The organism is Streptomyces sp. NPDC127177 (genome assembly GCF_042672475.1).
Taxonomy (GTDB): domain Bacteria; phylum Actinomycetota; class Actinomycetes; order Streptomycetales; family Streptomycetaceae; genus Streptomyces.
The window spans coordinates 116,455-140,949 of the sequence record NZ_JBHXUW010000004.1 but is presented as its reverse complement, the minus strand read 5'-3'; the positions used below and the strand labels follow the sequence as shown (position 1 = coordinate 140,949).

24 protein-coding genes are annotated in these 24,495 nt (G+C 72.5%); 4 read left to right on the top strand and 20 right to left on the bottom strand.

Translation table 11 applies throughout. The features are described from left to right. Positions 1-55: 55 nt before the first annotated feature. The 7 genes from manD to ACFVJX_RS05090 all read right to left on the bottom strand — a co-directional run bounded on the left by manD (position 56) and on the right by ACFVJX_RS05090 (position 6,528). Positions 56-1,270 carry a D-mannonate dehydratase ManD gene (gene manD / locus ACFVJX_RS05120; RefSeq protein WP_384123962.1) on the bottom strand — a complete coding sequence of 405 codons (1,215 nt, stop codon included), beginning with the start codon at positions 1,268-1,270 and terminating at the stop codon, positions 56-58. Positions 1,271-1,364: 94 nt separating this feature from the next. Continuing rightward, entirely contained in the window at positions 1,365-2,222 is an 858-nt protein-coding gene (locus ACFVJX_RS05115) for a carbohydrate ABC transporter permease (protein WP_384123960.1), read from the bottom strand. Beyond that, entirely contained in the window at positions 2,219-3,181 is a 963-nt protein-coding gene (locus ACFVJX_RS05110) for a carbohydrate ABC transporter permease (protein ID WP_384123958.1), read from the bottom strand. The genes ACFVJX_RS05115 and ACFVJX_RS05110 overlap by 4 nt, the downstream gene beginning before the upstream one ends. After that, positions 3,181-4,491, bottom strand: a complete 1,311-nt coding sequence (locus ACFVJX_RS05105; protein WP_384123956.1) for an ABC transporter substrate-binding protein — start codon at positions 4,489-4,491, stop codon at positions 3,181-3,183. Before ACFVJX_RS05105 ends, ACFVJX_RS05110 begins: the two co-directional genes overlap by 1 nt. Positions 4,492-4,738: 247 nt before the next feature. Then, positions 4,739-5,560: a FadR/GntR family transcriptional regulator gene (locus ACFVJX_RS05100; RefSeq protein WP_384123954.1), complete on the bottom strand. Its 822-nt coding sequence runs from the start codon at positions 5,558-5,560 to the stop codon at positions 4,739-4,741. A gap of 100 nt (positions 5,561-5,660) precedes the next feature. Next, positions 5,661-6,092 carry an SRPBCC family protein gene (locus ACFVJX_RS05095; protein ID WP_384123952.1) on the bottom strand — a complete coding sequence of 144 codons (432 nt, stop codon included), beginning with the start codon at positions 6,090-6,092 and terminating at the stop codon, positions 5,661-5,663. A gap of 52 nt (positions 6,093-6,144) precedes the next feature. Then, positions 6,145-6,528 carry a VOC family protein gene (locus ACFVJX_RS05090; protein ID WP_384123951.1) on the bottom strand — a complete coding sequence of 128 codons (384 nt, stop codon included), beginning with the start codon at positions 6,526-6,528 and terminating at the stop codon, positions 6,145-6,147. Positions 6,529-6,782: 254 nt separating this feature from the next. Here ACFVJX_RS05090 and ACFVJX_RS05085 point away from each other — a divergent pair, with 254 nt between their 5' ends. The 4 genes from ACFVJX_RS05085 to ACFVJX_RS05070 all read left to right on the top strand — a co-directional run bounded on the left by ACFVJX_RS05085 (position 6,783) and on the right by ACFVJX_RS05070 (position 11,146). Continuing rightward, complete coding sequence (locus tag ACFVJX_RS05085) at positions 6,783-8,540, top strand: diacylglycerol kinase family protein (protein ID WP_384123949.1); 1,758 nt, start codon at positions 6,783-6,785, stop codon at positions 8,538-8,540. Next, positions 8,540-9,493: a YihY/virulence factor BrkB family protein gene (locus tag ACFVJX_RS05080; protein ID WP_384123947.1), complete on the top strand. Its 954-nt coding sequence runs from the start codon at positions 8,540-8,542 to the stop codon at positions 9,491-9,493. The genes ACFVJX_RS05085 and ACFVJX_RS05080 overlap by 1 nt, the downstream gene beginning before the upstream one ends. 6 nt (positions 9,494-9,499) lie before the next feature. Then, complete coding sequence (locus tag ACFVJX_RS05075) at positions 9,500-10,264, top strand: phosphatase PAP2 family protein (protein ID WP_384123945.1); 765 nt, start codon at positions 9,500-9,502, stop codon at positions 10,262-10,264. Positions 10,265-10,441: 177 nt separating this feature from the next. Then, entirely contained in the window at positions 10,442-11,146 is a 705-nt protein-coding gene (locus ACFVJX_RS05070) for a haloacid dehalogenase type II (RefSeq protein WP_384123943.1), read from the top strand. 77 nt (positions 11,147-11,223) lie between these two features. On the opposite strand, the gene ACFVJX_RS05065 is transcribed toward ACFVJX_RS05070, so the two are convergent. The 13 genes from ACFVJX_RS05065 to ACFVJX_RS05005 all read right to left on the bottom strand — a co-directional run bounded on the left by ACFVJX_RS05065 (position 11,224) and on the right by ACFVJX_RS05005 (position 24,458). Continuing rightward, positions 11,224-12,267 carry an NADase-type glycan-binding domain-containing protein gene (locus ACFVJX_RS05065; RefSeq protein WP_384123942.1) on the bottom strand — a complete coding sequence of 348 codons (1,044 nt, stop codon included), beginning with the start codon at positions 12,265-12,267 and terminating at the stop codon, positions 11,224-11,226. A gap of 4 nt (positions 12,268-12,271) precedes the next feature. Continuing rightward, entirely contained in the window at positions 12,272-12,835 is a 564-nt protein-coding gene (locus ACFVJX_RS05060; protein WP_384123940.1) for a phage tail protein, read from the bottom strand. Next, positions 12,832-14,790 carry a putative baseplate assembly protein gene (locus ACFVJX_RS05055; protein ID WP_384123939.1) on the bottom strand — a complete coding sequence of 653 codons (1,959 nt, stop codon included), beginning with the start codon at positions 14,788-14,790 and terminating at the stop codon, positions 12,832-12,834. Before ACFVJX_RS05055 ends, ACFVJX_RS05060 begins: the two co-directional genes overlap by 4 nt. Further along, a complete protein-coding gene (locus ACFVJX_RS05050) occupies positions 14,790-15,212 on the bottom strand; it encodes a GPW/gp25 family protein (RefSeq protein WP_384123937.1) in 423 nt (140 codons plus the stop codon). Before ACFVJX_RS05050 ends, ACFVJX_RS05055 begins: the two co-directional genes overlap by 1 nt. Continuing rightward, entirely contained in the window at positions 15,212-15,529 is a 318-nt protein-coding gene (locus ACFVJX_RS05045; RefSeq protein ID WP_384123935.1) for a PAAR domain-containing protein, read from the bottom strand. The genes ACFVJX_RS05050 and ACFVJX_RS05045 overlap by 1 nt, the downstream gene beginning before the upstream one ends. Before the next feature lie 102 nt (positions 15,530-15,631). After that, entirely contained in the window at positions 15,632-17,446 is a 1,815-nt protein-coding gene (locus ACFVJX_RS05040) for a VgrG-related protein (protein ID WP_384123933.1), read from the bottom strand. Further along, entirely contained in the window at positions 17,443-18,165 is a 723-nt protein-coding gene (locus ACFVJX_RS05035) for a peptidase M23 (protein ID WP_384123932.1), read from the bottom strand. Before ACFVJX_RS05035 ends, ACFVJX_RS05040 begins: the two co-directional genes overlap by 4 nt. 80 nt (positions 18,166-18,245) lie before the next feature. Next, positions 18,246-18,671 (bottom strand): phage tail protein, encoded by a 426-nt coding sequence (locus ACFVJX_RS05030; RefSeq protein ID WP_384123930.1) that lies wholly within the window; start codon positions 18,669-18,671, stop codon positions 18,246-18,248. A gap of 24 nt (positions 18,672-18,695) precedes the next feature. Beyond that, on the bottom strand, positions 18,696-21,779 hold the full coding sequence (locus ACFVJX_RS05025; RefSeq protein WP_384123928.1) for a hypothetical protein: 3,084 nt from the start codon (positions 21,777-21,779) through the stop codon (positions 18,696-18,698). Positions 21,780-21,783: 4 nt separating this feature from the next. Beyond that, a complete protein-coding gene (locus ACFVJX_RS05020) occupies positions 21,784-21,942 on the bottom strand; it encodes a DUF6760 family protein (RefSeq protein ID WP_164494501.1) in 159 nt (52 codons plus the stop codon). Next, the gene (locus ACFVJX_RS05015) at positions 21,939-22,436 is read right to left on the bottom strand and encodes a hypothetical protein (RefSeq protein WP_384123926.1); all 498 of its coding nucleotides are present in this window, start codon (positions 22,434-22,436) and stop codon (positions 21,939-21,941) included. The genes ACFVJX_RS05020 and ACFVJX_RS05015 overlap by 4 nt, the downstream gene beginning before the upstream one ends. Further along, positions 22,433-22,873, bottom strand: coding sequence for a phage tail protein (locus ACFVJX_RS05010; RefSeq protein WP_384123924.1), 441 nt, complete (start codon positions 22,871-22,873; stop codon positions 22,433-22,435). The genes ACFVJX_RS05015 and ACFVJX_RS05010 overlap by 4 nt, the downstream gene beginning before the upstream one ends. A gap of 34 nt (positions 22,874-22,907) precedes the next feature. Next, the gene (locus ACFVJX_RS05005; protein ID WP_384123922.1) at positions 22,908-24,458 is read right to left on the bottom strand and encodes a phage tail sheath family protein; all 1,551 of its coding nucleotides are present in this window, start codon (positions 24,456-24,458) and stop codon (positions 22,908-22,910) included. Between the last annotated feature and the right edge of the window lie 37 nt (positions 24,459-24,495).

Below are 24,495 nucleotides of genomic sequence, written 5' to 3'. Positions count from 1 at the left end.
GACCGGACGTGCGTTCCCCTTCGTGATGCCGCCGCGCCATGGGGCCGGCGGCGGGTCACCAGTCGTGGACGGTCCCGTCGTGGAGTCGGTTGACCGGCAGGTACGCCTGCTCGTACGGGTGCGCGGCGGCCAGCTCCTCGTCAAGCTCCACCCCGATACCGGGGGCCTCCCCCGGGTGCAGGTACCCGTCCGTGAAGGTGTAGGAGTGCCGGAACACCTCCTTGGTGAGGGGAGTGTGGCCCGAGTACTCCTGGATGCCGAAGTTGTGGACGGCGAGGTCCAGGTGGACGGCGGCGGCCATTCCGACCGGGGAGATGTCCTCCGGCCCGTGCACGGCGCTCTTGATCTGGTACTGGGCCGCGAAGTCGAAGAGCTTGCGCAGCGGTGTGACGCCGCCGAAGTGGGTGACGGCGGACCGTACGTAGTCGATCAGCTGCTCGGTGATCAGCGCCTGGTAGTCGTGCACCGTGTTGAAGACCTCGCCGACGGCCAGCGGTGTGGTGGTGTTCCGGCGTACCAGGCGCAGTGCCTCCTGGTTCTCGGCCGGTGTGCAGTCCTCCAGCCAGAACGGCCGGTAGGGTTCCAGGTCCTTGCCGAGCCGGGCGGCCTGGACCGGGGTGAGCCGGTGGTGGGCGTCGTGCAGGAGTGGCAGTTCGGGGCCGAACTCGGTGCGTACCGCGTCGAAGACGGCCGGCATGTGGCGCAGATAGGCCTCGGTGTCCCAGTCCTCCACCAGCGGGCGGGCCTGCTGGTGGAGAACCGGTACACCGGTGTCGTCGGTGTCGGAGACCCCGTAGACGGCCTTGAGACCGGGGATGCCGGACTGGATACGGACGGCGGGGTAGCCCTCGGCCAGCCTGGCCCGCACGGAGTCGAGGAGTTCGGGGATGTCCCGCCCGTTGGCGTGTCCGTAGGTGCCGACGCGCTCACGGCTGGCTCCGCCGAGCAGCTGGTAGAGCGGGAGTCCCGCCGCCTTGGCCTTGATGTCCCACAGCGCGACGTCGACGGCGGCGATGGCGGCCATCGTCACCGGTCCCCGCCGCCAGTAGGCGCCCCGGTACAGCGACTGCCAGGTGTCCTCGATCCGGTGCGGGTCGAGGCCGATGAGCAGCGGTGCCACATGGTCGGTGAGGTAGCTGACGACGGCGAGTTCCCTGCCGTTCAGGGTGGCGTCGCCGAGGCCGGTGAGTCCTTCGTCGGTCGTCAGTTTCAGGGTGACGAAGTTGCGGCCGGGGCTGGTGACGACGACGTTCGCGTCGACGATCTTCATGCGTGTGTTCTCTTTCCGGATGTGGGAGGTGTGGGTCGGCCCGGGGCGGGTGTGTGCGAGGCCTGCGCTCCGGCCGTTCCCGGGCAACGGCTTCTCAGCCCTTGGTGGCGCCGGAGGTCAACCCGGCGACCAGGTACTTCTGTCCGAGGACGGCGGCCAGTACGACCGGCACGGTGATGAGGGTGGCGGCTGCCATCAGGCCGCCCCAGTCGGTGCTCGCGTAGGAGATGAAGTTGAACAGGGTCACCGGCACGGTCTGGGTCCGGTCGTCGGCGAAGACCAGCGCGAACATGAAGTTGTTCCAGCTGAAGACGAAGGCCAGCAGCGAGGCGGTCGCGGTGCCCGGTGCGGCGAGTGGCAAGGAGATGCGCCAGAAGGCTCCGAAGGCGCTCAGGCCGTCGGTGCGGGCGGCCTCCTCCAGTTCGGCCGGCAGCCCCGCGAAGAAGCTGATCATGATCCACATGATGAGCGGGACGGAGACGAACATGTGGCTCAGGACCAGCACGGTGTAGGAGCCGACGAGGCCCATCCGCGCGAAAAGGTAGTACCAGGGGACCAGCAGTGAGATCGCCGGCACGATGCGCGCGACGAGGATCACCGAGCCCGTGCGGTGCATGTTGAACCGGCCCACAGCCCAGGCCGCCGGTACGGCGATGACGGCGGAGAGCACCGTCGAGACCACTCCGACGAGCAGCGAGTTGCCCATCGACCGCACGATCTGCCCGGCCTCGACGATGCTGCGGAAGTTGTCCAGGGTGGGCCTGAACCACAGGCCGACGGACGGGTCGGTGACCTGCACGTTGGTCTTGAACGCGGCGGCGAACATCCACACGATCGGCAGCGCGAAGACGAGCGTCACGATGGTGATGGCGGTGCCTCGCAGCCACGACCCGGTCCGGCGCCTGCGGGCCCTGGGGACAGTGTGCGGGGCTCGGGAGACGGTGGCACTCATGCGTTCTTCCTTCCGCCACGGCGGCGCAGCAGCACCACGACACCGATGATGAAGAGCGTGAACAGGACGAGGACGGCGGCGGCCAGTCCGTACTCCTGGTAGTCGAAGGTGAGGCCGTAGGCGTAGACGTTGAGGGTTTCCACCTCGAAGTCCGAGCCGCCGCCGGCGCCCTTGGTGGCGTAGAGGATGTCGAAGGTCTTCAGCGCGTCGACGGCGCGCAGCACCAGCGCGGTGGCGAGTGTCGGGCCGAGCATCGGCAGGATGACGTGCCGGAACCGCTGCCAGCTGTTCGCCCCGTCGACCAGCGCGGCCTCCTCGGGCTCCTCGGGCAGCGTGGTCAGCCCGGCGAGCAGCAGCAGTGTCATCATCGGCGTCCACTGCCACACGTCGATGAGCATCAGCGTCGGCAGTGACTGGCTGACCGAGCCCAGGAACTCCTGCCGGGGCAGGCCGACGCCGGCGAGCAGGTGGTTGGCTATGCCGTTGGTCGGGTCGAGGATCAGCAGCCACAGGATGCCGATCGCGACGGGGGTGGCGAGCAGCGGGATGATCAGGACGGTGCGCACCCAGCGCATCCCCCGGAACGGTTTGCGCATCAGCATCGCCAGGGCGAGGCCGAGCACCGTCTCCAGCAGGACCGCGCCGACGGTGAAGACGAGGGTGCGGCGGGCGGCCGGCCAGAACCTGCGGGTGTCTTCCAGCGCGTCGACGAAGTTGCGCAGGCCGATGTGGCTCTTGCCGGCGTTCACCGCGCCGAAGGCGTCGGTGAGGCTGAGGTCGAGGGTGAAGGCCAGCGGGAAGACGATCATCAGGCCGACGAAGAGCAGCGCGGGGGCGAGCATCGCCCACTTCAGCCGCCGGTTGGCCTGCTCGAAGGTGCGTGGACGGCGTCCGCGGGACGGCTTCGCCTCCGTCGGGCGGGCCGCGGCGCGGGGCGTGGAGACCTCGGTGGCGGACATCAGGACTCCTTGTGGCGGTTGTCGCGTACGAGGAACTCGGCGAACTCCGCGTCCGCGTCGCGCACGACGGGTGGTACGGACTGGCCGAGGATGCCCGCGACGAGCGGACGGCCGACGATGTCGCGGGCCCGGCCGACCTGGAGTACCTGGGGGCGGTCGTAGCCGCGGCCGCGTTCCGCGTTGACGCGCATGGCCTCGGCGAGGTCCGGCGGGAAGGAGGCCAGCGTCTTCGGGTCGGACCAGACCGAGGAGCGGGCGCCGGGTATGCCGTCGGACTGGAGCGCGGCCGACATCTCGGGACCGGCCGCCCACCTGATGAACTCCCAGGCGTCGTCGCGCAACAGGGAGAAGGTGTTGATGCCGAGGCTCCACGACGGGATGTTGTGCGGCTTGGCGCCGGCCGGTCCGGCCGGGAAGGGTGCGAAGCCGACCTTCTCGCGCACCCTGGACACCTTCGGGTCGAGGAAGCTGCTGTAGATCGCGTCGGCGTCGATGTAGAACGCCGCCTTGCCCTGGGCGAAGATCGGCATCGCCTGTTCGAGGCTCATGTTGGTCGCCCCCGGCGGGCCGGCCTTGGCCAGCAGGCTGCCGTAGTACTCGTACGCGGCCAGTGCCTCGGGGCTGCCGATGCCGGACTTCCCGTCGACGACGAAGTCGCCACCGTGCGAGTAGAGGAAGCTCGACCACTGGGAGACCGCGCCGCTGCGCTGGCCCCTGCCGACGTAGCCGTAGAAGCCCTGTTTGCCGCGGGTGAGCTCCTGTGCCGCGTCCATCAGCGCGTCGAGGGTGCGCGGCGGCCCGCCGAGGTCCTCGACGAGGTCCTTGCGGTAGTAGAGCGCGGGGCGTTCGGTCACGACCGGGACGCTCAGCACCTTCCCGGCGGTCACGGACGCCTCGCGCGGGGCCTTCTGGAAGTCCGCCCAGTCGAAGTGCGCGTCACCGCTGACCCGGTCGCTGAGGTCGGCGAGCCAGCCGTTGTGGCCGAAGACCAGCTGCTCCTGGAGCGCGCGGACCATCATCACGTCGACGTCGGTGCCGGACGCGTTCAGCTTGACGTTGTAGCTGCTGGAGAGCTGGTCGGCGGTGAGCAGGGTCATCGAGACCCGCCGTCCGCTCAGCTCCTCGAACTCCTTGATACGGCGCTTGATCGCCTGGGACCACACATGGTTGATCGCCATGATCCGCAGCGGGGTGCCGGCGGACGGTTTCCCTCCCCCGGCCGAACAGGCGCTCAGCGCCCCCGCCCCGGCGGCTCCCGCGGCCAGCCTTCCGAAGGCGCGCCGGCTCAGGAGCAGGCTGCTCGTGGACATCCTTGTCCTCGTCTCTCTGCGGTGTCGTGCGGAGTCCCGTGGTGCCGTGCAGTGCGCGTCGCGTCCCTGCCCGCACCGCCCGACCATCTGGTCCAACTGGTAGGACCAGATGGTTCAGACGGGACCGTAACAGCAGAAGAGGCCTGCCGACCAGCCCCTGAGTGGAATTCCTGCCTCCGCGCGAGGCCCGCCGGGACGAGCGACAGGGCGACAGGGCGACAGGGCGACCGACGGGAGGAGCGACGGGCTATTCGCCCGTTCTGCCGCCCCGGCGGCCCTCGGTCTGGCCGAGCAGTGTCTCGATGTGGTTGCGGGCCATGGTGTCGACCTGCAGGTCGAGATCCGGCCCGTACGTGCGCAGGCCCAGCAGCAGGTGCTCCCGCATGCGTGCGCAGGCGAGGTCCACGTCCCGTGCCTCGACCGCCTCGAAGATCTCCGGGTGGTGCGGCACACCCTCCTCGCCGATCGACGGATCGGAGTTCGAGCGGAGCATCATCTCGAACATCATCCCGCTGATCGAGGACAGCATGATCCGCAGTACCGGGTTCTTGCTCGCCACCGCGATGGCGTCGTGGAAGTCCATGTCGGCCTGCGCCTTGACGACGACGTCGGTCGCCGCCTCCAGGGCGTCGCGGGCTGACCGCATGACGGCGATGTCCTCGTCGGTCGCCCGCTGGGTCGCCAGCCTGACCATCTCGACCTCCAACGGGATCCGCGCCTCGATGAGCTGCCGGACGGTTGGCCGGCCCGCCCGGTACAGCGCGTCGTACCCCCTGGCCTGCCCCGAGGACTGTTCGCGGACGAAGGAGCCCCGCCCCGGGGCCACTTCGATCAGGTGCTGGGCCTCCAGCCGCCGCAGCACCTCGCGCACGACGTTCCTGCTCGAACCGAACTGGGCGGCGAGCTCGCGCTCCGAGGGGAGTTTCGTCCCTACGGCGATCTCCCCGGACCTGATGTCGTGTTCGAGCTGACGGGCGATGCGTTCCGTCAGGAGCCCGCGCCGGGCGGGGTCGGCGACCGGACCCGGCCGCTCGGAGCCTGACGGGGAGGAGGGGGCGGACGGCTGCATGGTCGCAGCGTACAGGCCGGTCGGGGCCCGTACGCGACCGGCGACCCGGCCGCGTACGGGCCCTCGGCCCTCGTCCCGGCACCGGTGTGAGCAAGGACGTTCAGATGTCTCCCGACGCCGTCCGCTCGGCCAGCTTCTGGAACTCGCCGAGGTCGTAGTTGGCCAGGACCGAGTCGAGATTGGTGAGGGCCCCCAGGCGTTCCACGAACCCCTTGGGGTCGTACTCGATCTGCAGGGTCAACCGGCTCGACTCGTCGTCCAGACGATGGAAGGTGACGACTCCGGCGTGGTGGACGCCCTCCGTCGTCTTCCAGGCGATCCGGTCCTCCGGCACGACCTCGGTGAGCTCGGCGACAAAGCTCTTGTCGGCGCCCGGCAGGGCGAGCTGCCAGGCGAACCGGCGCTCGTCCAGGGGATCGACCCGCTGCACGTGGCTGAGGAACTTGGGCCACCACGCCACATCGCTCCACAGTGCCCAGCTGATGGCGACCGGAGCCTTGATATCGACGGTCTCGACGATCGAGGAGGACATGAGAGCTCCTTCAAAGGTTGTGGGTTTCGCGGATTCGAGCCTGCGGCGAATCTCACGTGTCCTGTGTGGCGAGAGTGAACGGGTGTCCGGCGGGATCGGAATACAGACGCGTGTCGCGGGCGCCCCCGTTGTACTTCGTGTCCAGGGGACGCGCACCGAGGCCGACGGCCTCGCGCTCCGCCTCGTCGATGTCCTCGCGTGCCACCAGAATCCGCAGATGAGCCTGTTGGGAGTCGTCGGGCCGCGGCCAGCTGGGCGGGGCGTATCCGTGGTCCCTGCGGATCGCGAGATGCACTCCGCTGTGGCCGACGATCTCGACGACATCGGGGTCGTGCCCCGGACGGATCTCGGCGTTGAGCAACGTGGCGTAGAAATCGGCCAGTTCCTTCGGTTCCGCGCAGTCCAGTACCAGCACGCTCGTCTTCGGTACCGCCATCGCCATCCTCCTGTCGGCCGGCATCCGGTCGCCGGACTCCGGTCCGCGTACCCGCACCGGAGAAGGGCACACCCGGGTCCTGCCGAATGAGCGCGGACCGGCCGGCGCGGGCGGGGTCCGGTGGGGGCGCGGAGCCCGCGCATCGCGCACGGATGCCTGACGGACGGAATCCGGGGCACACGGCGGATCACCGGGACGGTCCTCCGCTCCCGGACGACCACAGCCGCCGCACCACGCCGAACACTGGGAGCGTCATGCCTACCGCTCTGCCGGAAAGACCGGTCCACCGGACCACGGAGTCCCCTGCCGCCTCCCGGCCCGGACGGTCGCCCGCCCTCACCAGCGGCAGCGGCCGGGCCGCGGTCCGGATCGGTGCGCTGACCGTCTGCCAGGCCGCCCTGATGGTCGGATTCGGCCTGCTGATCACCGGCCCCGCCCGCGGGATATGGCCGCTGAACGTCGAGGACCACGTCAACGAGGGGTTCGAGTCGCTGCGCACGGGGCCCCTGAGCGACGTGTCCTTCATCGCGTCCGAGGCCGGCAACACCGCCACGGTGATCATCATCACCGCCCTGACCTGTCTGGGCCTGATCCTGATACCCCGGCTGCCGAAGTGGCGGGAGGCGGTGTTCCTCGCCGTGTCCGTCTCGCTCCAGGCCCTCGTGTTCCTGGTCATCAGCACGTCCGTGGACCGCGACCGGCCGGATGTGGAGCGCCTCGACGCCTCGCCGCCCACGGCCAGTTACACCTCGGGGCACACGGGAGCCGCCACCGCCCTCTACGCGGGTCTGGCCGTTCTGGTGCTCACCCGCGTGCGGGCTCCGTGGCGGAAGGCGGTCGGCGGTCTGCTGCTGCTCCTCCCGCTGCTGGTGGCCGTCGCACGCCTCTACCGGGGGATGCACCATCCCACCGACGTCCTCGGCGGGCTGCTGAACGGCGGCCTGTCCCTGCTGATCGTCGGCCGCGCCCTGATGACCGAAGACGCCAGCCCCACGCCCGCTCCGTCGAACGCCATGGAGGTCGCGCTGACGGCCGCGGCGGAGCGTTCGGAACGTGCCACGGGCCACACCGTCGTCATCGTCAACCCGACGCTGGCCGACGAGGCGGAACACGCGACCCTGCGGCTGATTCTGGAGCAGCACGGCCATCACTCCCCGGAGTTCGTCCCCACGACCGCCGACGATCCGGGCGGCGGTCAGACGGCAGCCGCCGTCCGCGACGGCGCTTCGCTCGTCGTGGTCTGCGGCGGCGACGGAACCGTCCGGGCCGCGGCGGACGCGCTGGCCGGGACCGGTGTTCCGCTGGCCGTGGTGCCCTGCGGAACCGGCAATCTGCTGGCCCGGAACCTCGGCCTGCCCCTCTCACCCGCCGACGCCCTGGACGCCGCGCTGGGTGGCACCCCCCGCCCGATCGACCTCGGCCGGATCGAGGGCGACTCCCTCCCGGCCACCCACTTCACCGCCATGTCGGGTGCCGGTCTGGACGCCGCGATGCTGGAGAACACCGGGGACCGGGCGAAATCCGTCATCGGCTGGCCGGCCTATGTGGTGGCCGGTGTGAGCAGTCTGCGAGCACCCCGGATGTCCGTGTCGATCCGACTCGACAACGGGACGGTCCTGCACCGCACCGCCCGGATGGTGCTCCTCGCCAACATCGGCAGGGTGCAGGGCGGCGCCGCCCTCGTCCCGGCCGCCGACCCCGAGGACGGGCTGCTCGACCTCGCCGTCTTCGACCCGCACGGCCCCAGCGGCTGGCTGCGCGCCGCGGGCACACTGCTGCGCGGCCGCTCGAAGCCGCCCCGCCCGGCCGCGCACGGCAGCTTTCCCGCCGACAGCACGGGCACCGACGCCGGCACCCCGGTCGAGTACTTCACCTTCCGCCGCGCCGAACTCCGTTTCACCTCGGTGCAGCCGCGCGAGTGCGACGGCGATCCGGTGCGGCCGGGCCGGCTGCTGGTCGCCGAGGCACGGCCCGGGGCGCTGACCGTGCTGCTTCCGGCGGAGGCCAACTGATGGGCACCGCGACCCGGGTACCGCAGACCCATGCCATGGCGGGCGACGAGCTCTCCGCCGACGAGGCGATGGCATCACTGCGGCGATACGGCCGCTGGCCGCTGGTGCGGGACTCCTTCGTCCGGTTCCGTTACGCCGACGGCTTCAGCCACTCCCGTGCGCTCGCCCTGCAGACGGTCCTCGCCGTGATACCACTCGTCATCGCGTTCGTCGGGCTGTCCGCCTCCCTGCACACGGAGAACGTGGGGAGGCTGGCGGAGCTGACGATTCACCGCATCGCCGCCGGCCCGAGCGCCGAGGTGGTCGACGACGCGCTCGACCGGAGCCGGCGGCGCGCCGGAGAGGGCTCCCAGCTCACTCTCTGGTTCGGCCTGGCCTTCTCGCTGGTGAACGTCACGACCGCCATGTGCCAGATCGAACGGGGAGCCAACCGGATCTACGGTGTCGAGCGCGACCGCCCCTTCCATCAGAAGTACTTCCGGGGCCTCGTGATGGCGCTGACCGCGGGCATCCCGCTGGGCCTCGGGTTCGTCCTGATGGTGGTCGGCGGCGACCTCGTCGCGGCCGCCGTGACGGTCTACGACCTCGGCGACGGAGCCAGGGGTTCGTGGGATCTGCTGCGCTGGCCGTGCGGGCTGCTGCTCGTCCTCATCTCCGCGAGCGCGATCTTCCGCCGCTCCCCCCGTCGCACGCAACCGGGTTACACCTGGCTGGCGTTCGGGGCGGCCCTCTACCTGGTGCTGTGGACGACACTGACCTGGCTGCTCAGCCTGTACCTCTCGGTCAGCGGATCCTTCGACACGGTCTACGGCCCCCTGAGCGCCTTCATGTCGCTCCTGCTCTGGGCCTACCTCACCTCCATCGCACTCTTCCTCGGACTGTCCTTTGCCGCCCAGCTGGAGGCCGCCCGCGCCCTGCGGCCCGGTCCTGTCCTGCCCGATCCGGGAGCGTGATCGTCCATGCGCGCCACTGTCCTGCGTCCTGGTGAACGCCGTGCCCGGGCGGCCGACCGCAGATTCGGGGCACGACTGCTCGGCGCCGCCGTCGTCGCGGCGGTGTCCGCGGTTCCCTTCGCCCTTCTCCTGGTCCTCGTCGAGGGCCGGTGGCGCCCGCTGCGCAGCGTGGACGCGGGCGCGGCGCGGCGGCTGCACGACACGGCGCTCGAACACCCCGGGTGGACGAGCACCCTGCGCTTCCTCTCCGACTGGGTCTGGGACCCCGCGACGCTGCGCTGCCTGGTCGTACTGCTGACGGCCTGGCTGCTCCACCGCCGCGCCTGGCGGCTGGCCGCCTGGTCCGCCGTGACGGCGGTGGCCGGCGCAGTGACGGGGCTGCTGGTGAAGACGGTGGTCGAGCGGGCCCGGCCCTCCCTCGCGGACCCGGTGGCCCAGGCACCGGGCTTCTCCTTCCCCTCCGGTCACGCGATGACGGCCACCACCTCGTTGGCCGTCATGCTGCTCGTACTGCTGCCGATGGCGCCCCGCGCGGGGCGGGCGCTCTGCTGGATCGTGGCTGTGGTCTCGGTGGTCGGCGTGGGCTTCACGCGGGTGGCGCTCGGCGTCCACTGGTTCAGCGATGTGGTCGGCGGGTGGCTCCTCGGCCTGGCCGTGGTGGCGTCGACCGCCTGGGCCTTCGAAGCCTGGCGCGCCGACTCCGGCCGCCGCCACAGCACGGTGGCCGAGGGCCTGGAGCCCGAACTGACCGAGTCGTCCCCGGAGCACTGAACTCCGCGCACGACCTGATCCGATCCTCGCGCGGCGTGTCGCGGGTTCGGTTCGGCCCCGCGTACCGCGTCCGCCGCAGAGTGGCCGGGTTGTGCGGGACGGGAATCATCCGGCCTCCCGCGGCGTTGCGGCCAACAGCCCACCTCGTACCGCCGCTTCGCCCGGGAGACTCACCTCATGCCAGCGCCCGAAACGCCGGAGCCGGAGTTCGACGCCCTCGTCGTGGACGTACTCGGCACGCTCGTGGACGAATCCGCCGGGCTGCGGGCCGGTATCCGCGCGCTCGATCCCTCGCTCGACGAAGCCGGGGCCGAGCGGCTCCTGTCGTTGTGGCGGCAGCACATCGACCGTGAGCAGCGCCGGGTCGTCGAGGGCGCCCGTCCCTACCTCACCACGGACGCCCTCGACCGGGAGGCCGCTCAGCTCGTCGCCGACGCGGCCGGCGTCGGGGACCCGGCCGCCGTGGCGGAACTGGCCCTGTCCGGGCGCCGACTCCCGGCCTGGCCGGATTCCGTGGCGGGGCTCGCCCGGCTCGCCGGACGGTTCCCGCTGATCGGTCTCTCCAACGCGAGCCGGACGGCCCTGCTGGGGCTCAACGCCCATGCCGGGCTGCGGTGGCACCAGGCCCTGTCCGCCGAGGACGCCCGGACCTTCAAGCCCGACCCGGCGGTCTACCGGCTCGCCGTCACCGTATCCGGCCGGCCGCCGGAGCGGCTGCTGATGGTCGCGGCGCATGCCTGGGACCTTCGCGGTGCGCGGGGTTCGGGCCTGCGCACCGCCTACGTCGCACGTCCCGTGGGAGACCCGCCCACGGCGTCGGACCGGTTCGACGTGTACGCCGATGGCCTCGACGACCTGGCCGACCGGCTCGGCGTCGCCTGACCGGCTGTCGCAGAGCGGAGCGGAGCGGAACCGAATCGGTCATGCCCTGCCTGCCACCCTGCCGGGGCCGCGCCGCGTCAGCTCCGTTGGAAGAACTCCACCTCCGCCAGGGCAAGATGACGGCCCTTGGACAGACCGGTGGGCGAACTCAGGACCAGGCGTACGGTCTTGGCGTCGCTGATGCCGGTGGAGATCGTCTGCGGGCCCGGTTTGTCGCTGAGCGTGACCTGCTTCCTGTGTTTCTCACCGTCCTGCGTCGTCACCTCCAGGTCCACCTGGAGTGCGCGTGCCTCACGGACGTAGGCCTCCGGTGAGGTGGATGCCCCGTTGGTGATGATCAGGTCGAGGAGCCGGAACGGCTTGCCGAAGGTGTACGTCACCGAGGCGCGCGGCCCGGGTGCGCCCCAGTAGTGGTTGTTCACCCCGTCCGTGGTGTTGGTCGCCGGATGCCGGGGGATCTCGGCGCTCGCGGCGATGTCCACGGGGGTCACGGCCTCGGCCTTGCCCAGCTTGTCCCGGGTGTCCTCGATCAGGGCCCGTCCGGCAGGGAGCAGCAGGAGGCCGCCCGCGCACAGGGCCACCACAACGGCAAGGATCACCAGGCCGCGCACCACCCGGCCCGAACTCGCCCTTGCCCGGCGGCGGAACGGCCATACGGTCCGCCACCACGGCAGCGGCTCGGCCTTCGCCGCGGGGGCCAGTGGGTTGGCGCAGCGGCGGCAGAACCGGCGGCCAGGCTGGTTGGGTGTGCCGCAGGCGGGGCAGGGCACCCCCGCCGCCTCCTCCGGCTCCGCCGGTGCCCGCACGAGGGGGCGCTGGGCCACGGGTTTCGCCGGCCGGACGGGCAGCACGGGGTCGGGCGCCGTCGGTGTCGCCGGGGCGGAGGGGGCAGGAGGCACCGGGGCCGTGGGTGGCGTGGTGGTGTTCGGCGCGGCGGGCTCGGGTGCGGCGGTGGGCGCCGGGGTCGTGTCAGGCGGGATGGGCTCGGGTTCGGCCGGGGGGTTGGCGGGGGTGGTGCTCGGGGCCGGTCCGGTGTCCGACCAGCCCAGGTAGGAACCGCAGTTGCCGCAGAAGTCGTCCGTGGAACCGTTCGACGCCCCGCAGGTGGGACACGCGCGCATGGCGTCACCTCCCTTCGTCGGCGGGCGGGCCGGGCAGGACCTCTACCCGGCAGGCGGTGTGCACCGGGCACATGGCCCGGACGATCTCGTTGACCCTGTCCACGTCCACCGTTGCCTCACGGCCCGGCCACACCCGGACCAGGACCTCGGCGGACGGCTCCGGCGGCAGATCGGCGCCGGCCGTGCCCGACCACACCGCACCACCGTCCCCGGCCACCTCGGCCCGCACGCCGAGCGCGAGCCGCAGTCCCTCGACCAGGCCACGGCGGGTGCCGCGCCACCGGTGCAGTTCCACCGCGTGGACCACCGCCTCGCGGCGCCGTTCAACGGGCCACCGCGGGTCGTCGAAGGCCCCCACCCATGTGGCCAGCCAGTCCACGAAGTCGGCCGGAGCAACCCGGGGTTCGAAGTACGAAGGCAGGTTGTCGAGGGTCGCGAACACCGGGGCGAGCACGGTGTCGAGACCCGCGGTGAACCGCTGTGCGAAGTCGTCGTCGGCGTACAGGGCGGGCAACTGCCCGCCGATCGGGTGCCTGCTGGGCAGGCCGGGTACCGCGGCGCGGCTCATCCGCGCGCCTCCGGCTCGATCGGGGTGACGACCACCTGGTGCTGGTACGAGAAGACGAGCGCGCCTGCGGCCACGTCGATGCGGTCGGACGGTGTGCCGCGCCGCCCGGTCGTCGGGTCGGCGGCGAACAGCCGGATCTCCTCCACGAGTGCGTTGCCCGTGGCGCGTTGCAGTACGCCGAACACCTCCCCGTACTGGACCGGCCGGCCGAACGGCCACCCGGTGCCGTCCGGACCTCCGTGCAGCGGATTGAGATGGCGGAAGAGCGCGGCGAGCGCCGCGTCGCGCACCCGGTCCGTGTCGCCCGGCGCCGCCGCGAGCCGGGCCACCACGGTGACGCCCTGGTAGACGGGCGGCTCCACCACCAGGCGGGTACCGATCAGCTTGCGCTCGTCGAGACCGGCGGTGATCGCGGCGAGCACCTGGTCCGAGGGGATCAGTTGCTCGAAGCGGAGCCGGTCGCCCTCGTCGGCCACCGCGTCCGGCACCACCAGGACCCGTACGGCTCCGGCGCCGCCCGATGCGGGCAGACAGCGGACCCGGCGCACCGAGGGTGCCGCCCGGCGGCTGATGATCTCGTAGTCCTCGGCGGTCACCGCGCGTTCCTGCATCCGCAGTGCGTCCGGGGCTCGCAGTTTGGCGTTGGCGAGGGTCTCACCGGCGACTCCGCCTCGTGCCGCCTCCCGGTTGGTGACCCGTGCGACGTACGGGACGGAGCTGCGCAGCACGGAGATCACCCCGCGGGCGACGTTGCCGGCCGGCCCACCGCCCGTGCGGTAGCGGGCCACCCGTATCCGGGCGCCCTTGGGCGGCACGGCGCCGCACTGCCGCAGGGTGCCGTCCGGCTCGCGCAGCACCGGGGGGAAGGTGAACTCGCCGGTGGTGGCGTCCACCCGGACGTGCCGGTCGGCGGGGCCCGAGCGGCCGAAGTGCTCGACGACCTGCCAGGGGTGCCAGCCCTCGGCCGAGGACACCTCCACGAGCGGGGGCTCGCCGTCCAGGAGGACGGGCGGGCGGCCGAGCCGGAACGTCTGCCCCGCGACCCCTTCCGATGTGCCGAGCGGTACGTCGGTCACGGTCTCGGCGTGCTCGACGTCCATGGTGCCGCCCACGGTGAACACCGCCGCCTCGCGCACCGTCGGGGACTCCGAGTAGAACGGCTGGCCCGGCTCCGCCTCGGTGACGCGGCAGCGCAGCCAGCCCGCGCGGGTACCGCTGATCACCGACGCGGTGTGTCCGGCCGGTACGTACACGATGATCTCGCCCGGCCGGTTCAGTCCGCCGGTGGTGTCCGTGCCCGTCTCGCACTCCTGCCAGCCGCCTCCGCTCCATGCCTCCCAGACCAGCGGTGGCTGGCGCGGGTCCACTCCGATGCCCTCCACCCGGCTGTCCACGCGCACCGCGACCACGCAGCGCGGCACCGCGGCGGGCAGTCCGAACAGCAGTGCGTCGCCCGGCTCCGGTGCCGCCTGGAAGCAGCGCACGTCGAGGCCCTCGGTGAGGGTCCTCGTCCGGTCGGCCTGCTCCCCGGTCCGGGGCGCGGTCACCAGTCGTGTCAACTCGCTCGGCACGATGCGGAGTTCCTCCGTGGTCGCGAACACCACGGCCTCCTCGGTCTCGCCGCGCGTGGTCGTCACCTCGGTGCCCGCGGGCAGCGTGACGGTGTCGGGCTGCGGAGCCGACAGCCAGAAGTCGACCTCGGCCCCGGCCGCGGCCGGCGGGAACAGGCAGATGCCCAGCAGGTCCAGGAAAGCGGTGTAGTTCTTGTCCGGGACCCGGTTCAGCCGGTACAGCAGCTGGTCCACGAGGTAGGCGAACGTCTCGATCAGGGTGACGCCCGGGTCGGAGACGTTGTGGTCGGTCCACTCCGGGGCGCGCTGCTGCACGTACCGCTTCGCCTCGTCGACGAGTTGCTGGAACCGCCGGTCGTCCAGGTTGGGGAAGTGCAGAGCCATCAGTCCGCGACCAGTTCCTCGGTCTCCTCGTCGGAGGGGATCGTGTAGAAGGGAAAGACCAGGTTGCGCCGGTCGTTGGTGGACCGCACGGTGTAGTGCACGTCGATGTAGAGGGTGCCGTCCTCGACCGCGTCGAAGGCGATCACCACGTCGTCCACCGAGATGCGCGGTTCCCACCGCTCAAGGGCTTCGCGCGTCTGCTGCGCGATGCGTCCGGCGGTGGCGCCGTCCCCGGGAGCGAAGACGTAGTCGTGGATGCCGCAGCCGAACTCGGGGCGCATGGGGCGCTCGCCGGGCGCGGTGCCGAGCACCAGCCGGATCGCCTCCTCGATCTCCTGCTCGCGTTCGACCATGCCGATCCCACCGGTCGGCCCGACGCGCAGGGGGAAGGCCCAGCCGCGGCCGATGAACCGCTCGCTCATCACATGCCCCCGATCCGGACGTTCTCCGCGCCGGTCAGGATGTTCGCCGAGCACGCCGTGCGGTCTCCGGCCCGTGCCACCGGCAGCCCTCCGATCAGCACCGTTCCCGCGGCGAGGGCCGCCGGGTCGGGCAGGATCACATTGGCGGGCCCCAGGAGCGCGTGCGGTGGTATCGGGCAGGTGTGCAGGCTGCCCACGACGGCTGCGGGGCGGCCGCCGATCAGCACCCGCAGCACCGAGGCGGCGGCGCCGGGCGGCGGGGCGGCGATCACACCGCCGTGGCTGGTGGGGTCACCGGTACGGGCTGCGGCTGGCATACGGCACTCCTTACGGAAGACGGGAAGTCGTCGGCCCGGGGGCCCTGGGGCTGGTTCGGCCCGGGCTGCGGAACCCGGGCGCGGGGCATGGGCGGCGCTGTCTCAGTTGATCCGGATGAGCCGGGCCTTGAGGACGCCCAGCAGGCCGCCGTCGACGGTGACGTCCGAGCCACCGGTGACCTTCACCGAACGGCCGCCGATCCGCACCCCGTCGGTGCCGTCGATGTCCACCTCCCTGCCCCGCACGCTGACGTTGCCCTGTCTCGCGTCGAGCGTGATGCCGTCCTTGTCGAGCACGACGGAGGTGACGGGCCGGCCCCGCCCCGCGTACACCGTCAGCTCGATCCGGTCCCGCCGGTCGTCGAGGCGCACTTCGAGGCGTTCGTCACCGGTGAGGAGGCGCAGCCCGGAAGGGCCCGGTGCGCGCGCGTCCAGGAGCTCCACCCGGTGTCCCGAACGCGACACCACGGAGCGGCGGTTCACCTTTCCGCTGGTGCCGTCGATCAGCGGGACGTCGTGGGGCGAGGGCTGGTCCACGCCGTTGTAGAGCCCGCCGATGACGTACGGGCTGTCCAGCAGTCCCTGTTCGAATCCGACGAGGACCTCGTCGTTGACCTCCGCGCTCACCACCCCTCCCCCGCCCACGCCGCCCCACTGGACCGTGCGCACCCAGTCGGTGACGTAACTCTCGTCCAGCCAGGGAAACTTCAGCCGCACGGCGCCGCGTTCGGCGCCGCCGGGCTCGCGTACGTCCGTCACCACACCGATCGCCAGTCCCGGCATGCGCGGGCCTCGGCCGGGCCCGCCGGTCACCAGACCGGTCAGCGAACGGTCGGGTCCCGCGCCGACCCACACCGTCGTCCGGTAACCGTCGTGCGGCTCCAGGACGTGCTGCACGGCGGTCGCCGTGTAACGGCCGGAGAAGGCCTGCCCGACGTTGCCGAGGGCCACGGGCTTCCCGGCCCGGAGCAGGGGGTTGCCCTCGGCCACCGCTTCCAGCTCCCCGAAGCCCGCGCTGACCTGGGCGGCCGTCGCGTCGGCCACCGCGGCCGTCTCGGCCTGGGTCCGGTACGGGGTGTCCGTGACGGTCACCTGCGCCTTGCCGAACCTGGCGCTCATCGCCGGACTCACACCCGGCTGCGCCGTGTCGCTGTCCACCGACGGATTCCTGGCCACCAGCGGTCTCTTCGTGGTGACGTCCCATCCGCGCACCTCCACCGACGACGCGCTGTCGGCGGCCGACAGCGAGGCCCGCAGCGCGAGCAGGTTCCGTCCGTACTCCAGCACCATCGGGTTCCGCGTGGCCGAGGTCGACGGCGCCGGCGCGCCGGACGCCTTCTGCGGACGGGTGAACTGCAGCAGGCCCTGGTCGTCGACGCGTGCCTGCGCCCCGCTCTCACCCGCCAGGTACTGCAGGAAGTCCCAGTCGGACACGTTCGCCTGCGAGAGCTGCTGGTAGGTGACCGGCGCGGCCTGCACCGTCCCGCAGGCCAGCCCGGCTCCGGCGGCCACCTTGCGGACGATCGCCGCCGCCGTCATGTTCCGGTACGCCACGACCTTCCGGCCCCGCTGGAGGCGGTGCGCCCTGGAGTAGGCGCGCACGACCGTGAACGAGCCCGTGCGGTCCCGGTCCAGCTCCAGGGCCGTCACCTCGCCGTTGAACAGCCGCTCGCGCGCCTGCCCGGAGACGGTCACCACCGACACCCGCAGCGGGGTGCCGATGGTGATGCCGGTGGCCTGCAGGAACTCGTGGTCGGGGTCGCGGAAGGTGAGGACCGCCGCGTCCGGCAGGCCCACGTTCTCGTCCACCACACAGCTCACCAGTTGCGCGGCCCAGACCTGCGGGAGTTCCGCCGGCGCCTCCACGACGGGGTCCGCGGCGAACGACCGGCCGCCCTGTGCCTCGGATGTGGTCACTGTTCCTCCTCGCTGCCCGTGTCCCGCAGCGCAGGCACCACCAGTTCGGTACCGGGCACCAGTGCCATCGGATCGTCGATCGCGTTCGCCTCGGCGATGACCCGCCAGGCCGTCGCGTCGCCGTACTCCCGCCAGGCCAGCAGGGCGAGGCTGTCCCCCGCCACCAGGGTGTGTGTGCTGCGGGCTGTGCGCGCGCCCGACGTCGGGTTCTGGCCCGCCGGGTCGACGCTCGCCTCCTCGATGGACAGCGAGCAGGTGGCCCGCAGCGGCTTGCCGTCCACGTCGAACAGCGTGTAGGTCACCGCCAGGCTCGACAGCACCCCGTCGAACGACGTGGTCCGCGCGGTGCCCCACTCGAACCGCACCCACGGACTGGCCGGCTTCTTGCGCCCAAGGCTGGCCGGGGTCGGCACGCAGGCCTTCATCAGCTTCTCCACCGCCTGCTCCACGGAGTTGTCATGGGTGGCGGTGGCGTCCAGGAACACTTCGAGGCTCAGCGTGCGCGGACCGCTGCCGACGAACTCGGGCAGCGCCGACTGCCCGGCCATCCGGGACGGAGTGCGCCGCCATTCGGTGGTCTTGCGCAGCTCCAGCGTGGACGGGTTGAACTGGAGGTCGAGCATCGCGACCGTCCCACCGGGCTTCGCGCCGACCGAGGCCGGGGGCTCCTTCAGGGTCAGCTGGGCTCTGGCCCGGCTGGAGCGCACCGCTGAGGACATGCCTGGACTTCCTTTCCGGTGCGGTTACGTGGACGCGGGGGCCGGGTCGCACAGTGGCGTGCGGGCCTCATGAGGGGCTGTCAGGACGGGCGCAGGCCCTGGTGGGCGATCTCCAGGGTCTCCACCGCTGCCTCCGACCGGGCGGGGTCGAAGGACGGTCCCTGCCAGCGGACCGGGACGATCCCGAACACCTGCCAGCTGATGATCCGGGTCAGGTCCGGCTTCAGTGCCACGATCTCGCCGTCCTTGGGCTCCACCCTCCGCAGCGTCTCGTCGAGCCAGCGGCCGATCTTCGCCGTGTCGGCGGTGACCGGCCTGGTCAGCGTGATGTTCGACCAGGAGACCCGTCCGGGCAGCTGCCAGGTGAAGCCGTTGTTGCCGCCCTCGGCGTAGGTCTCCATCTCGACCTCCGCACCCATACCGGAGCAGGTGTGGAAGGCTCCCAGGTCATTGCCCGCTATCGCGAGCCGGAAGAACACGCTCGTCGCGAAGATGCTGTCTGTCATTCGTCCGTCATCCGTTCCGTGCTCTCAGCGGCGTCCGTCATAAGGGCGTCCCGTACGGTCCCGGCCGCGCCGCAGTTCGGTGCGCAGCAGGCGGGCCATCGGGTCGAGCAGGCGGCGCGCCAGGTCGTCCAGGTCAGCGCCCGGGTCCCGGGGGCCCTCCGCGTGGCGGGTGACTCCCCTGCCGGGGGCGGACGTTGTCGTGGCGGGCGGAGCGGACGGCGCGGCCGCGCCGGCCGGTGCGCCCCGGGGCACGGTGGCCCCGCCTCCGGTGACGTCACGCTGGACCGGGGCGGACGCCCGGCCGGGCCCGCCACCCGTCGTCGGTGAGGGACCCGGCGCGGCCGCCCTCGGCCGAACTACCGGGACGCTCCCCGCCGTTGCCTTCGCCGTCGCGGATGCCGGGGTGGCCGGTGGGCCGCCGGCGAGTGGCTGCGCCAGTGGGGCGGCCACCGGCAGGGGACGCGGCGGTACGACCGCGCCCCGGGCCGCGGTACCGGCCCCGCCCCGGCCCGGCGGGGCGGGCCTGACGACGGGGATGCGCTGGACGGGACCACGAGGGGCCGCGTTTCGCCCGCCGTGGCCGAGCTGCTCGGTCGTCGCCGCCCGCTGGACCTGCGGCGTCGCCGGGACGGCCGCTGACCGGCCGGGTGAGGTCCGCTCGGGGCCGGCACCTGGAGCGGCCGGTGCGCCGGGCCAGCGCGCCGCCACGACGGGACGGCCGCCGGAGTGCGGGGCGACGGGCGGTGCCACCCCTTCCGGGACGCGGGTGTTGAGGGTGAGCGGGCGCGCGGCGAGAAGCGAGAGGGTGCGGGACGCAGACGTGAGGGGGTTCGGTGCGGACCGGGTAGCGGTGAGCGGATGGACGCCGGGCGCACCGGGGGGCCGGGCACCGACGGCGGGGGCACGGGCGATGAGGACCGGGGCCGGGGTGGTGGGGCTCCGGTCCCCTTGACTGCCGGAGCCCGGACTGCCGGAGCCCGGGCTGCCGGGACGCGGTGCGCTCAGGGCGGAGCCTGCCGTACCGGTGGAGCCCTCCGGTGCGGGACGGTGCGAGTTCTCGGATGCGGGACGGTACGCGCTTCCCGGTTCGGGACGGTGCGATGCGGCGGCCCGGGACGGAGTCACCAGTGGTGTGCCGGGGCCGTCTCCGTAGCCCGCGAGGCCGGCCGACGGGGCGCTGACGGTGGACGCGTGGTCGGTCGAGTGGCGTTGGACCGCGCTCGTCGCGTCGCGTCGGACCGTACTCGTCGCGTCGCCGGGGGTGAGGCCGCGCCGGTCTGCGGCGGTCCCCAGCAGCGGGCCGTCCGACCCGCCCCCGCCCGGCGCGAGCGGGACCGCCCCGGTACGTGCCCGGTCCGGTGCGGGCTGCCCCGAATCCGCTCCGGGCGCCCGGCCCCCGCGTCCCGGAGCGCGCTGGATGTCCGGGCCGGGTGCGGTACGAGGTGCACGGGCACCCGACGCGGCGGAACCCGGGAGGCCCGCGCTCGGCGGCAGTTCGGACAGCGGCGCGCCCAGCCCGCCGCGCGCGCGTGCTCCGGAGCGCGTGCCGGAGGCCCGGCGAGGGGTTTCGGCCGGTGCGGCGGGGCGGTCCGGGGCGGCGGGGGCCGTTCCCTTCGCGCCCGCGGTGGTTGTGGACGCTCCAGAAGTACCGTCCGAGTGGCGTTGGACGACCGGAAGCGCGGGAGAGGGCCCGGGTGCGGTGGGCGGTACGGCGGCATCCCGCGCCAACACGGTGGAGGTGGAGGGAAGTTCGCTCAGCGGGGCGCCGAGGGGTGCGCGGCTCCCCGGACGGGTGGCGGCACGCTGCGCGGGGGTGCCCGGAGGTGCGTCCGGCTCCGTGGGGGCCACGGGGACGGGTACCGGTGCACGGGAGCCAGTGCCGTGTGCGGGGGCCGGGGCGGCGGCGGGACGCAGGGCGGGAAGGCGGCGCACGGGGCCTGCCGAGAGCCGGGCGACGGTCGGCAACGGCCCCACCGGGCGGGTCCTGACGACCTCGCGGGCCGCATCGGTGCCGGGATCACGCGAGGCCCGGGGCTGCCGGTCCCCCCGGCCTTCCGCCTCCGTGGCCGAACGCTGGACGGCCGGGCCGGAAGAGGGGACGCGGCTGCCCTGAGCGGTCGATGACGGCCCGGGGACACGGCCGGAGTCCTGCCCGGGTGTACCGGACGGTGTCCGCGGGGCACGCCCGGCGGGAACGGGCCGGGGGACGGATCCACCGGCTGCCGCGCCCCCGACCACCGACACACGGCGTACCAGCGGAATCCGCTGAGCGGCAGGCGCCGGGCGGCCGGTGTCGGAAGGGGTGACGACCGGTCCGGCACCGGGCGCCGCGGCCCGCTGGACAGGTGTACGCGACCGGGCGAGTACGGCGGGGGAATCCGCGGACGTGAGCCCGTCGCGGGACCGGGGAGTGCTCCCCGAACGGCTCTTCCCCGCAGGGCTGTTGTCGTCGTAACGCACCGCGGCCCGCTCCGGTCCGGGGTCCGTGCCCGCCGTTCCCGCGCTGCGGGAGGGCTGCGTGACCGAGGGGTGCGTGACCGAGGGCTGCGTGGCGGCGCGCCGGGCCCCGGAAGGCGCCGGGCCGGGCCGGCGCGCCCCGGCCTTCGGCGTCCGGGCGGTGGCGGGCGCCCGAGTCGGGCCGGGCGCGCTTCCGGCTTCCGGAGCGCCGGCGTCCGACGTACCGCCTCCCGGGCCGTCCGCCCCTTCCGGGCGCAGAGCGCGGAGCAGCAGGGGGCCTCTTCCCGTACGGGTGGGCTGTGGCGCGGCCGGCGGGGTGACACCGCGTACCAGGCCCGTCGGAGCGGTGGGCAGCAGGGCATGGCCGAGACCGGCGTCGAACGACGGGTTCTGCCAGGACGCGAGCCGCGCCCGGAAGGCGAGGCCGTCGCTGACACCGAGCGGGGCGCGGGCCACCGTCAGCTCCGGTGGTGCGGTACGGCGCCAGCCGCCGTCCCAGTCGTCCGGCACGGAGGGGACCGGCCCTGCGGGCGCGCTCCGGTCCGGACCGTCGCCGGACGGGCCGCCCGCACCGGTGCGCCCCGCACTCCGGGGGCGGCCCTCGGGGTCCGGCCCGGCAGCCCGGCGGCGCAGCCTGTCCCGCCATGCCATGCGCTCAACCGCCTTCGTTCACATGGGTGTTGATTCGGGCGATCTCGGAGACCCACTGCTGGCGCTCGCCGTGCGTCAGGTCGAGGATCTCCTCGCGCTGCCAGTGGAAGTGGTAGGCGATGTACGCGATCTCCTCCCGGAGCCGGGGAAGGGCGTACGTCACGATTCCCCCAGGCGCCCACCCGAGAGGTCGACCTCGAACCCGCCCTCGCAGTGCGGGCAGGTCACCGCCGCCCGCGTATGGCCCTCGCTGTTGACGCGGCGGTAGAAGTCCTGGAGGAACGCAACGTCGGTGGCGTACATCCGCTCCACGACCCCGGCGTGCACATCGGTGATCGCGCCGAGCCGGGTGATCACCTGGCTCAGCAGCACCACGCTGAGGTAGGCCGGGTTCTCCTTGACCCGCAGGTCGATCTGGGGCCGCAGCTCGTCACGGGCGGTGGCCAGGCGCATCGAGCCGTGGCGGTGCACCGTGCCGGCCTCGTCCACGTATCCGCGCGGGAGCTCGAACTCGAACTCGGTGCGCAGCCTGTGGTCCTCCCGGTGCGCCGGGGCGGCGGGCGCGGGGGCGGCCGCCGCCTGCTCCGGCGCGGGGGCGGGCTCGGTCGCCTGGAGGATCTCCTCCAGGTTGCCCGCGGTGACCGTACGACGCCTCATTCGACGACGATCTCCTCGAAGACGATCGTGACCGACTCGGTGGCCGCGGACGACTCCCCCGCCTTCAGGGACGGGCCCTCCCACTTGGAGGCCCAGCCCTGCATCAGCTGGATGCGGCGGACCGTGCTGCCCTCGGAGTCCTTGATCTCGATGGTGAGGTTCTGCCGCGCGGTGTCCACGGCACCCTTGTTGAGGGTCTCCTTGATCCACTTGGTGAACTCGCTGCTCTTGTCGAGTCCCCGGGTGATCGTGACCTCACCGGCCTGCCTGGCACCGGGCTGCTTGCGGATGATCTGCTTGCCCTCCGCGCTGACCTGGCGGACCTCGACGACCTCCTCCTCGACGGTCAGTCCGCTGATCTCCTGAATGGACTCGACCAGGTAGCCGCCGAGCTGCACGCCGAAGACGTGGGTGGAAAGAGCATCGCCCTCTGCCATGTCTGTCTGTCACCTTTCTTTGCGGACCCGCGGGTCACTCGTCGATGAGGCTGGTGCTGTCGGAGAACTGAGCCAGCCGGAACACCACGAACTCCGCGGGCTTGACCGGTGAGACGCCGATCTCGCAGATGACGCGGCCCTGGTCGATGGACTCCTGCGGGTTGTTGTCGCGGTCGCACCGCACGTAGAACGCCTCTTCGGCGGTGCGGCCGAACAGTGCGCCGCGGCGCCACTCCTCGGTGAGGAACGCGGTGACGTTGCGCCGGATGCTCGACCACAGCCGGTCGTCGTTCGGCTCGAAGACCACCCACTGGGTGCCCAGGAGGATGGATTCCTCGAGGTAGTTGAAGAGCCGGCGCACGTTGAGGTAGCGCCAGGCCGGGTCGGAGGAGAGGGTGCGGGCGCCCCACACCCGGACGCCCCGGCCGGAGAAGGCCCGTACGCAGTTCACGCCGATCGGGTTCAGCAGGTCCTGTTCGCCCTTGCTGAGCCGGAGTTCGAGGTCCACCGCGCCGCGGATCACCTCGTTGGCGGGCGCCTTGTGCACACCGCGCTCGGCGTCGCTGCGGGCCCAGATGCCGGCGATGTGACCGCTCGGCGGAACGGTGGTGTTGTGTCCGGCGGCCGGGTCGAAGACCCGCACCCACGGGTAGTACAGAGCGGCGTAGCGGGAGTCGTAGCCCGCCTCGTCGTTGCGCCAGGTGCGCACCTGCTGGGCGGAGAGCCCGGGCGGGGTGTCCAGGACGGCAACCCGGTCGCCCATCTGCTCGCAGTGCGCGATCACGGCGAGTTGTACGGTGCGCACGCCCTCGGCGTCGATGTCGCCGCGCTGGTGGGCGCTCATCAGGTCCGGCACCGCGACCATGGTGATCTCGTCGATGGTCTCCAGTCCGCCGAACCCCGTGCGGGCCGCGGCGTCACCGACGTACTCGGCCGGGCTGAGGTGCGCTACCTCCGCGGAGCCGGCTGCGGCGGGCGCGGCCGGGGGGTCGGGCAGCGCCACGGTCTGCGCGGCGGGCCTGCTCTGGGTGGCGTTGCGCTGCTCGGTCACGGCGATCAGCGCGGAGGCGCGCGTCTGGTTGACCAGGTAGCCCTTGACGTTCTTGCGGGTCGAGACGTCGTACGTCTCCACGACCTTGTCGCCCTGGCGGACCAGGACCTTGAAGCGGTCCTCCGGCGGGTTCTCGCCGTCCGCGTCGGCCACCTCGACCGAGACCCCCGTGACACCGGGCCGGGCCGCGACCAGGAATCCGCCGAGTTCCACCGGCTGGACAGCGCCGGTCTCCGGTTGCCGGGCGTCCTCGGACGAGGCCCCATCGGCCGGGCCACCGATCCGCACCACGTAGGCGGCGCCGCCCCCGTTGGCGAAGTAGCCGTAGACCGCGTGGGCCAGGTAGGTGCCCTCGGTGAAACCACCGAAGTGCTGGGTGTACTGGTCCCAGGAGGTCACCAGGGTCGGTGCGTGGAACGGTCCGGTCCGGGCGAAACCCACGAACGCGGCGACGGCGGTGCCGACCCCTTCGATCGGTCGGGCACCGGACTGCACCTCCTCCACGTACACACCCGGGGTGAGGTACGTCGGCATACTCGCTCCTTCGCGTCCTTACGGGTCACCTGTGTCC

Excerpts from the sequence above, each read along its gene's own strand:
- manD (WP_384123962.1), bottom strand. The coding sequence starts at position 1,270 with ATGAAGATCGTCGACGCGAACGTCGTCGTCACCAGCCCCGGCCGCAAC.
- ACFVJX_RS05115 (WP_384123960.1), bottom strand. The coding sequence starts at position 2,222 with ATGAGTGCCACCGTCTCCCGAGCCCCGCACACTGTCCCCAGGGCCCGC.
- ACFVJX_RS05110 (WP_384123958.1), bottom strand. The coding sequence starts at position 3,181 with ATGTCCGCCACCGAGGTCTCCACGCCCCGCGCCGCGGCCCGCCCGACG.
- ACFVJX_RS05105 (WP_384123956.1), bottom strand. The coding sequence starts at position 4,491 with ATGTCCACGAGCAGCCTGCTCCTGAGCCGGCGCGCCTTCGGAAGGCTG.
- ACFVJX_RS05100 (WP_384123954.1), bottom strand. The coding sequence starts at position 5,560 with ATGCAGCCGTCCGCCCCCTCCTCCCCGTCAGGCTCCGAGCGGCCGGGT.
- ACFVJX_RS05095 (WP_384123952.1), bottom strand. The coding sequence starts at position 6,092 with ATGTCCTCCTCGATCGTCGAGACCGTCGATATCAAGGCTCCGGTCGCC.
- ACFVJX_RS05090 (WP_384123951.1), bottom strand. The coding sequence starts at position 6,528 with ATGGCGGTACCGAAGACGAGCGTGCTGGTACTGGACTGCGCGGAACCG.
- ACFVJX_RS05085 (WP_384123949.1), top strand. The coding sequence starts at position 6,783 with ATGCCTACCGCTCTGCCGGAAAGACCGGTCCACCGGACCACGGAGTCC.
- ACFVJX_RS05080 (WP_384123947.1), top strand. The coding sequence starts at position 8,540 with ATGGGCACCGCGACCCGGGTACCGCAGACCCATGCCATGGCGGGCGAC.
- ACFVJX_RS05075 (WP_384123945.1), top strand. The coding sequence starts at position 9,500 with ATGCGCGCCACTGTCCTGCGTCCTGGTGAACGCCGTGCCCGGGCGGCC.
- ACFVJX_RS05070 (WP_384123943.1), top strand. The coding sequence starts at position 10,442 with ATGCCAGCGCCCGAAACGCCGGAGCCGGAGTTCGACGCCCTCGTCGTG.
- ACFVJX_RS05065 (WP_384123942.1), bottom strand. The coding sequence starts at position 12,267 with ATGCGCGCGTGTCCCACCTGCGGGGCGTCGAACGGTTCCACGGACGAC.
- ACFVJX_RS05060 (WP_384123940.1), bottom strand. The coding sequence starts at position 12,835 with ATGAGCCGCGCCGCGGTACCCGGCCTGCCCAGCAGGCACCCGATCGGC.
- ACFVJX_RS05055 (WP_384123939.1), bottom strand. The coding sequence starts at position 14,790 with ATGGCTCTGCACTTCCCCAACCTGGACGACCGGCGGTTCCAGCAACTC.
- ACFVJX_RS05050 (WP_384123937.1), bottom strand. The coding sequence starts at position 15,212 with ATGAGCGAGCGGTTCATCGGCCGCGGCTGGGCCTTCCCCCTGCGCGTC.
- ACFVJX_RS05045 (WP_384123935.1), bottom strand. The coding sequence starts at position 15,529 with ATGCCAGCCGCAGCCCGTACCGGTGACCCCACCAGCCACGGCGGTGTG.
- ACFVJX_RS05035 (WP_384123932.1), bottom strand. The coding sequence starts at position 18,165 with ATGTCCTCAGCGGTGCGCTCCAGCCGGGCCAGAGCCCAGCTGACCCTG.
- ACFVJX_RS05030 (WP_384123930.1), bottom strand. The coding sequence starts at position 18,671 with ATGACAGACAGCATCTTCGCGACGAGCGTGTTCTTCCGGCTCGCGATA.
- ACFVJX_RS05025 (WP_384123928.1), bottom strand. The coding sequence starts at position 21,779 with ATGGCATGGCGGGACAGGCTGCGCCGCCGGGCTGCCGGGCCGGACCCC.
- ACFVJX_RS05015 (WP_384123926.1), bottom strand. The coding sequence starts at position 22,436 with ATGAGGCGTCGTACGGTCACCGCGGGCAACCTGGAGGAGATCCTCCAG.
- ACFVJX_RS05010 (WP_384123924.1), bottom strand. The coding sequence starts at position 22,873 with ATGGCAGAGGGCGATGCTCTTTCCACCCACGTCTTCGGCGTGCAGCTC.
- ACFVJX_RS05005 (WP_384123922.1), bottom strand. The coding sequence starts at position 24,458 with ATGCCGACGTACCTCACCCCGGGTGTGTACGTGGAGGAGGTGCAGTCC.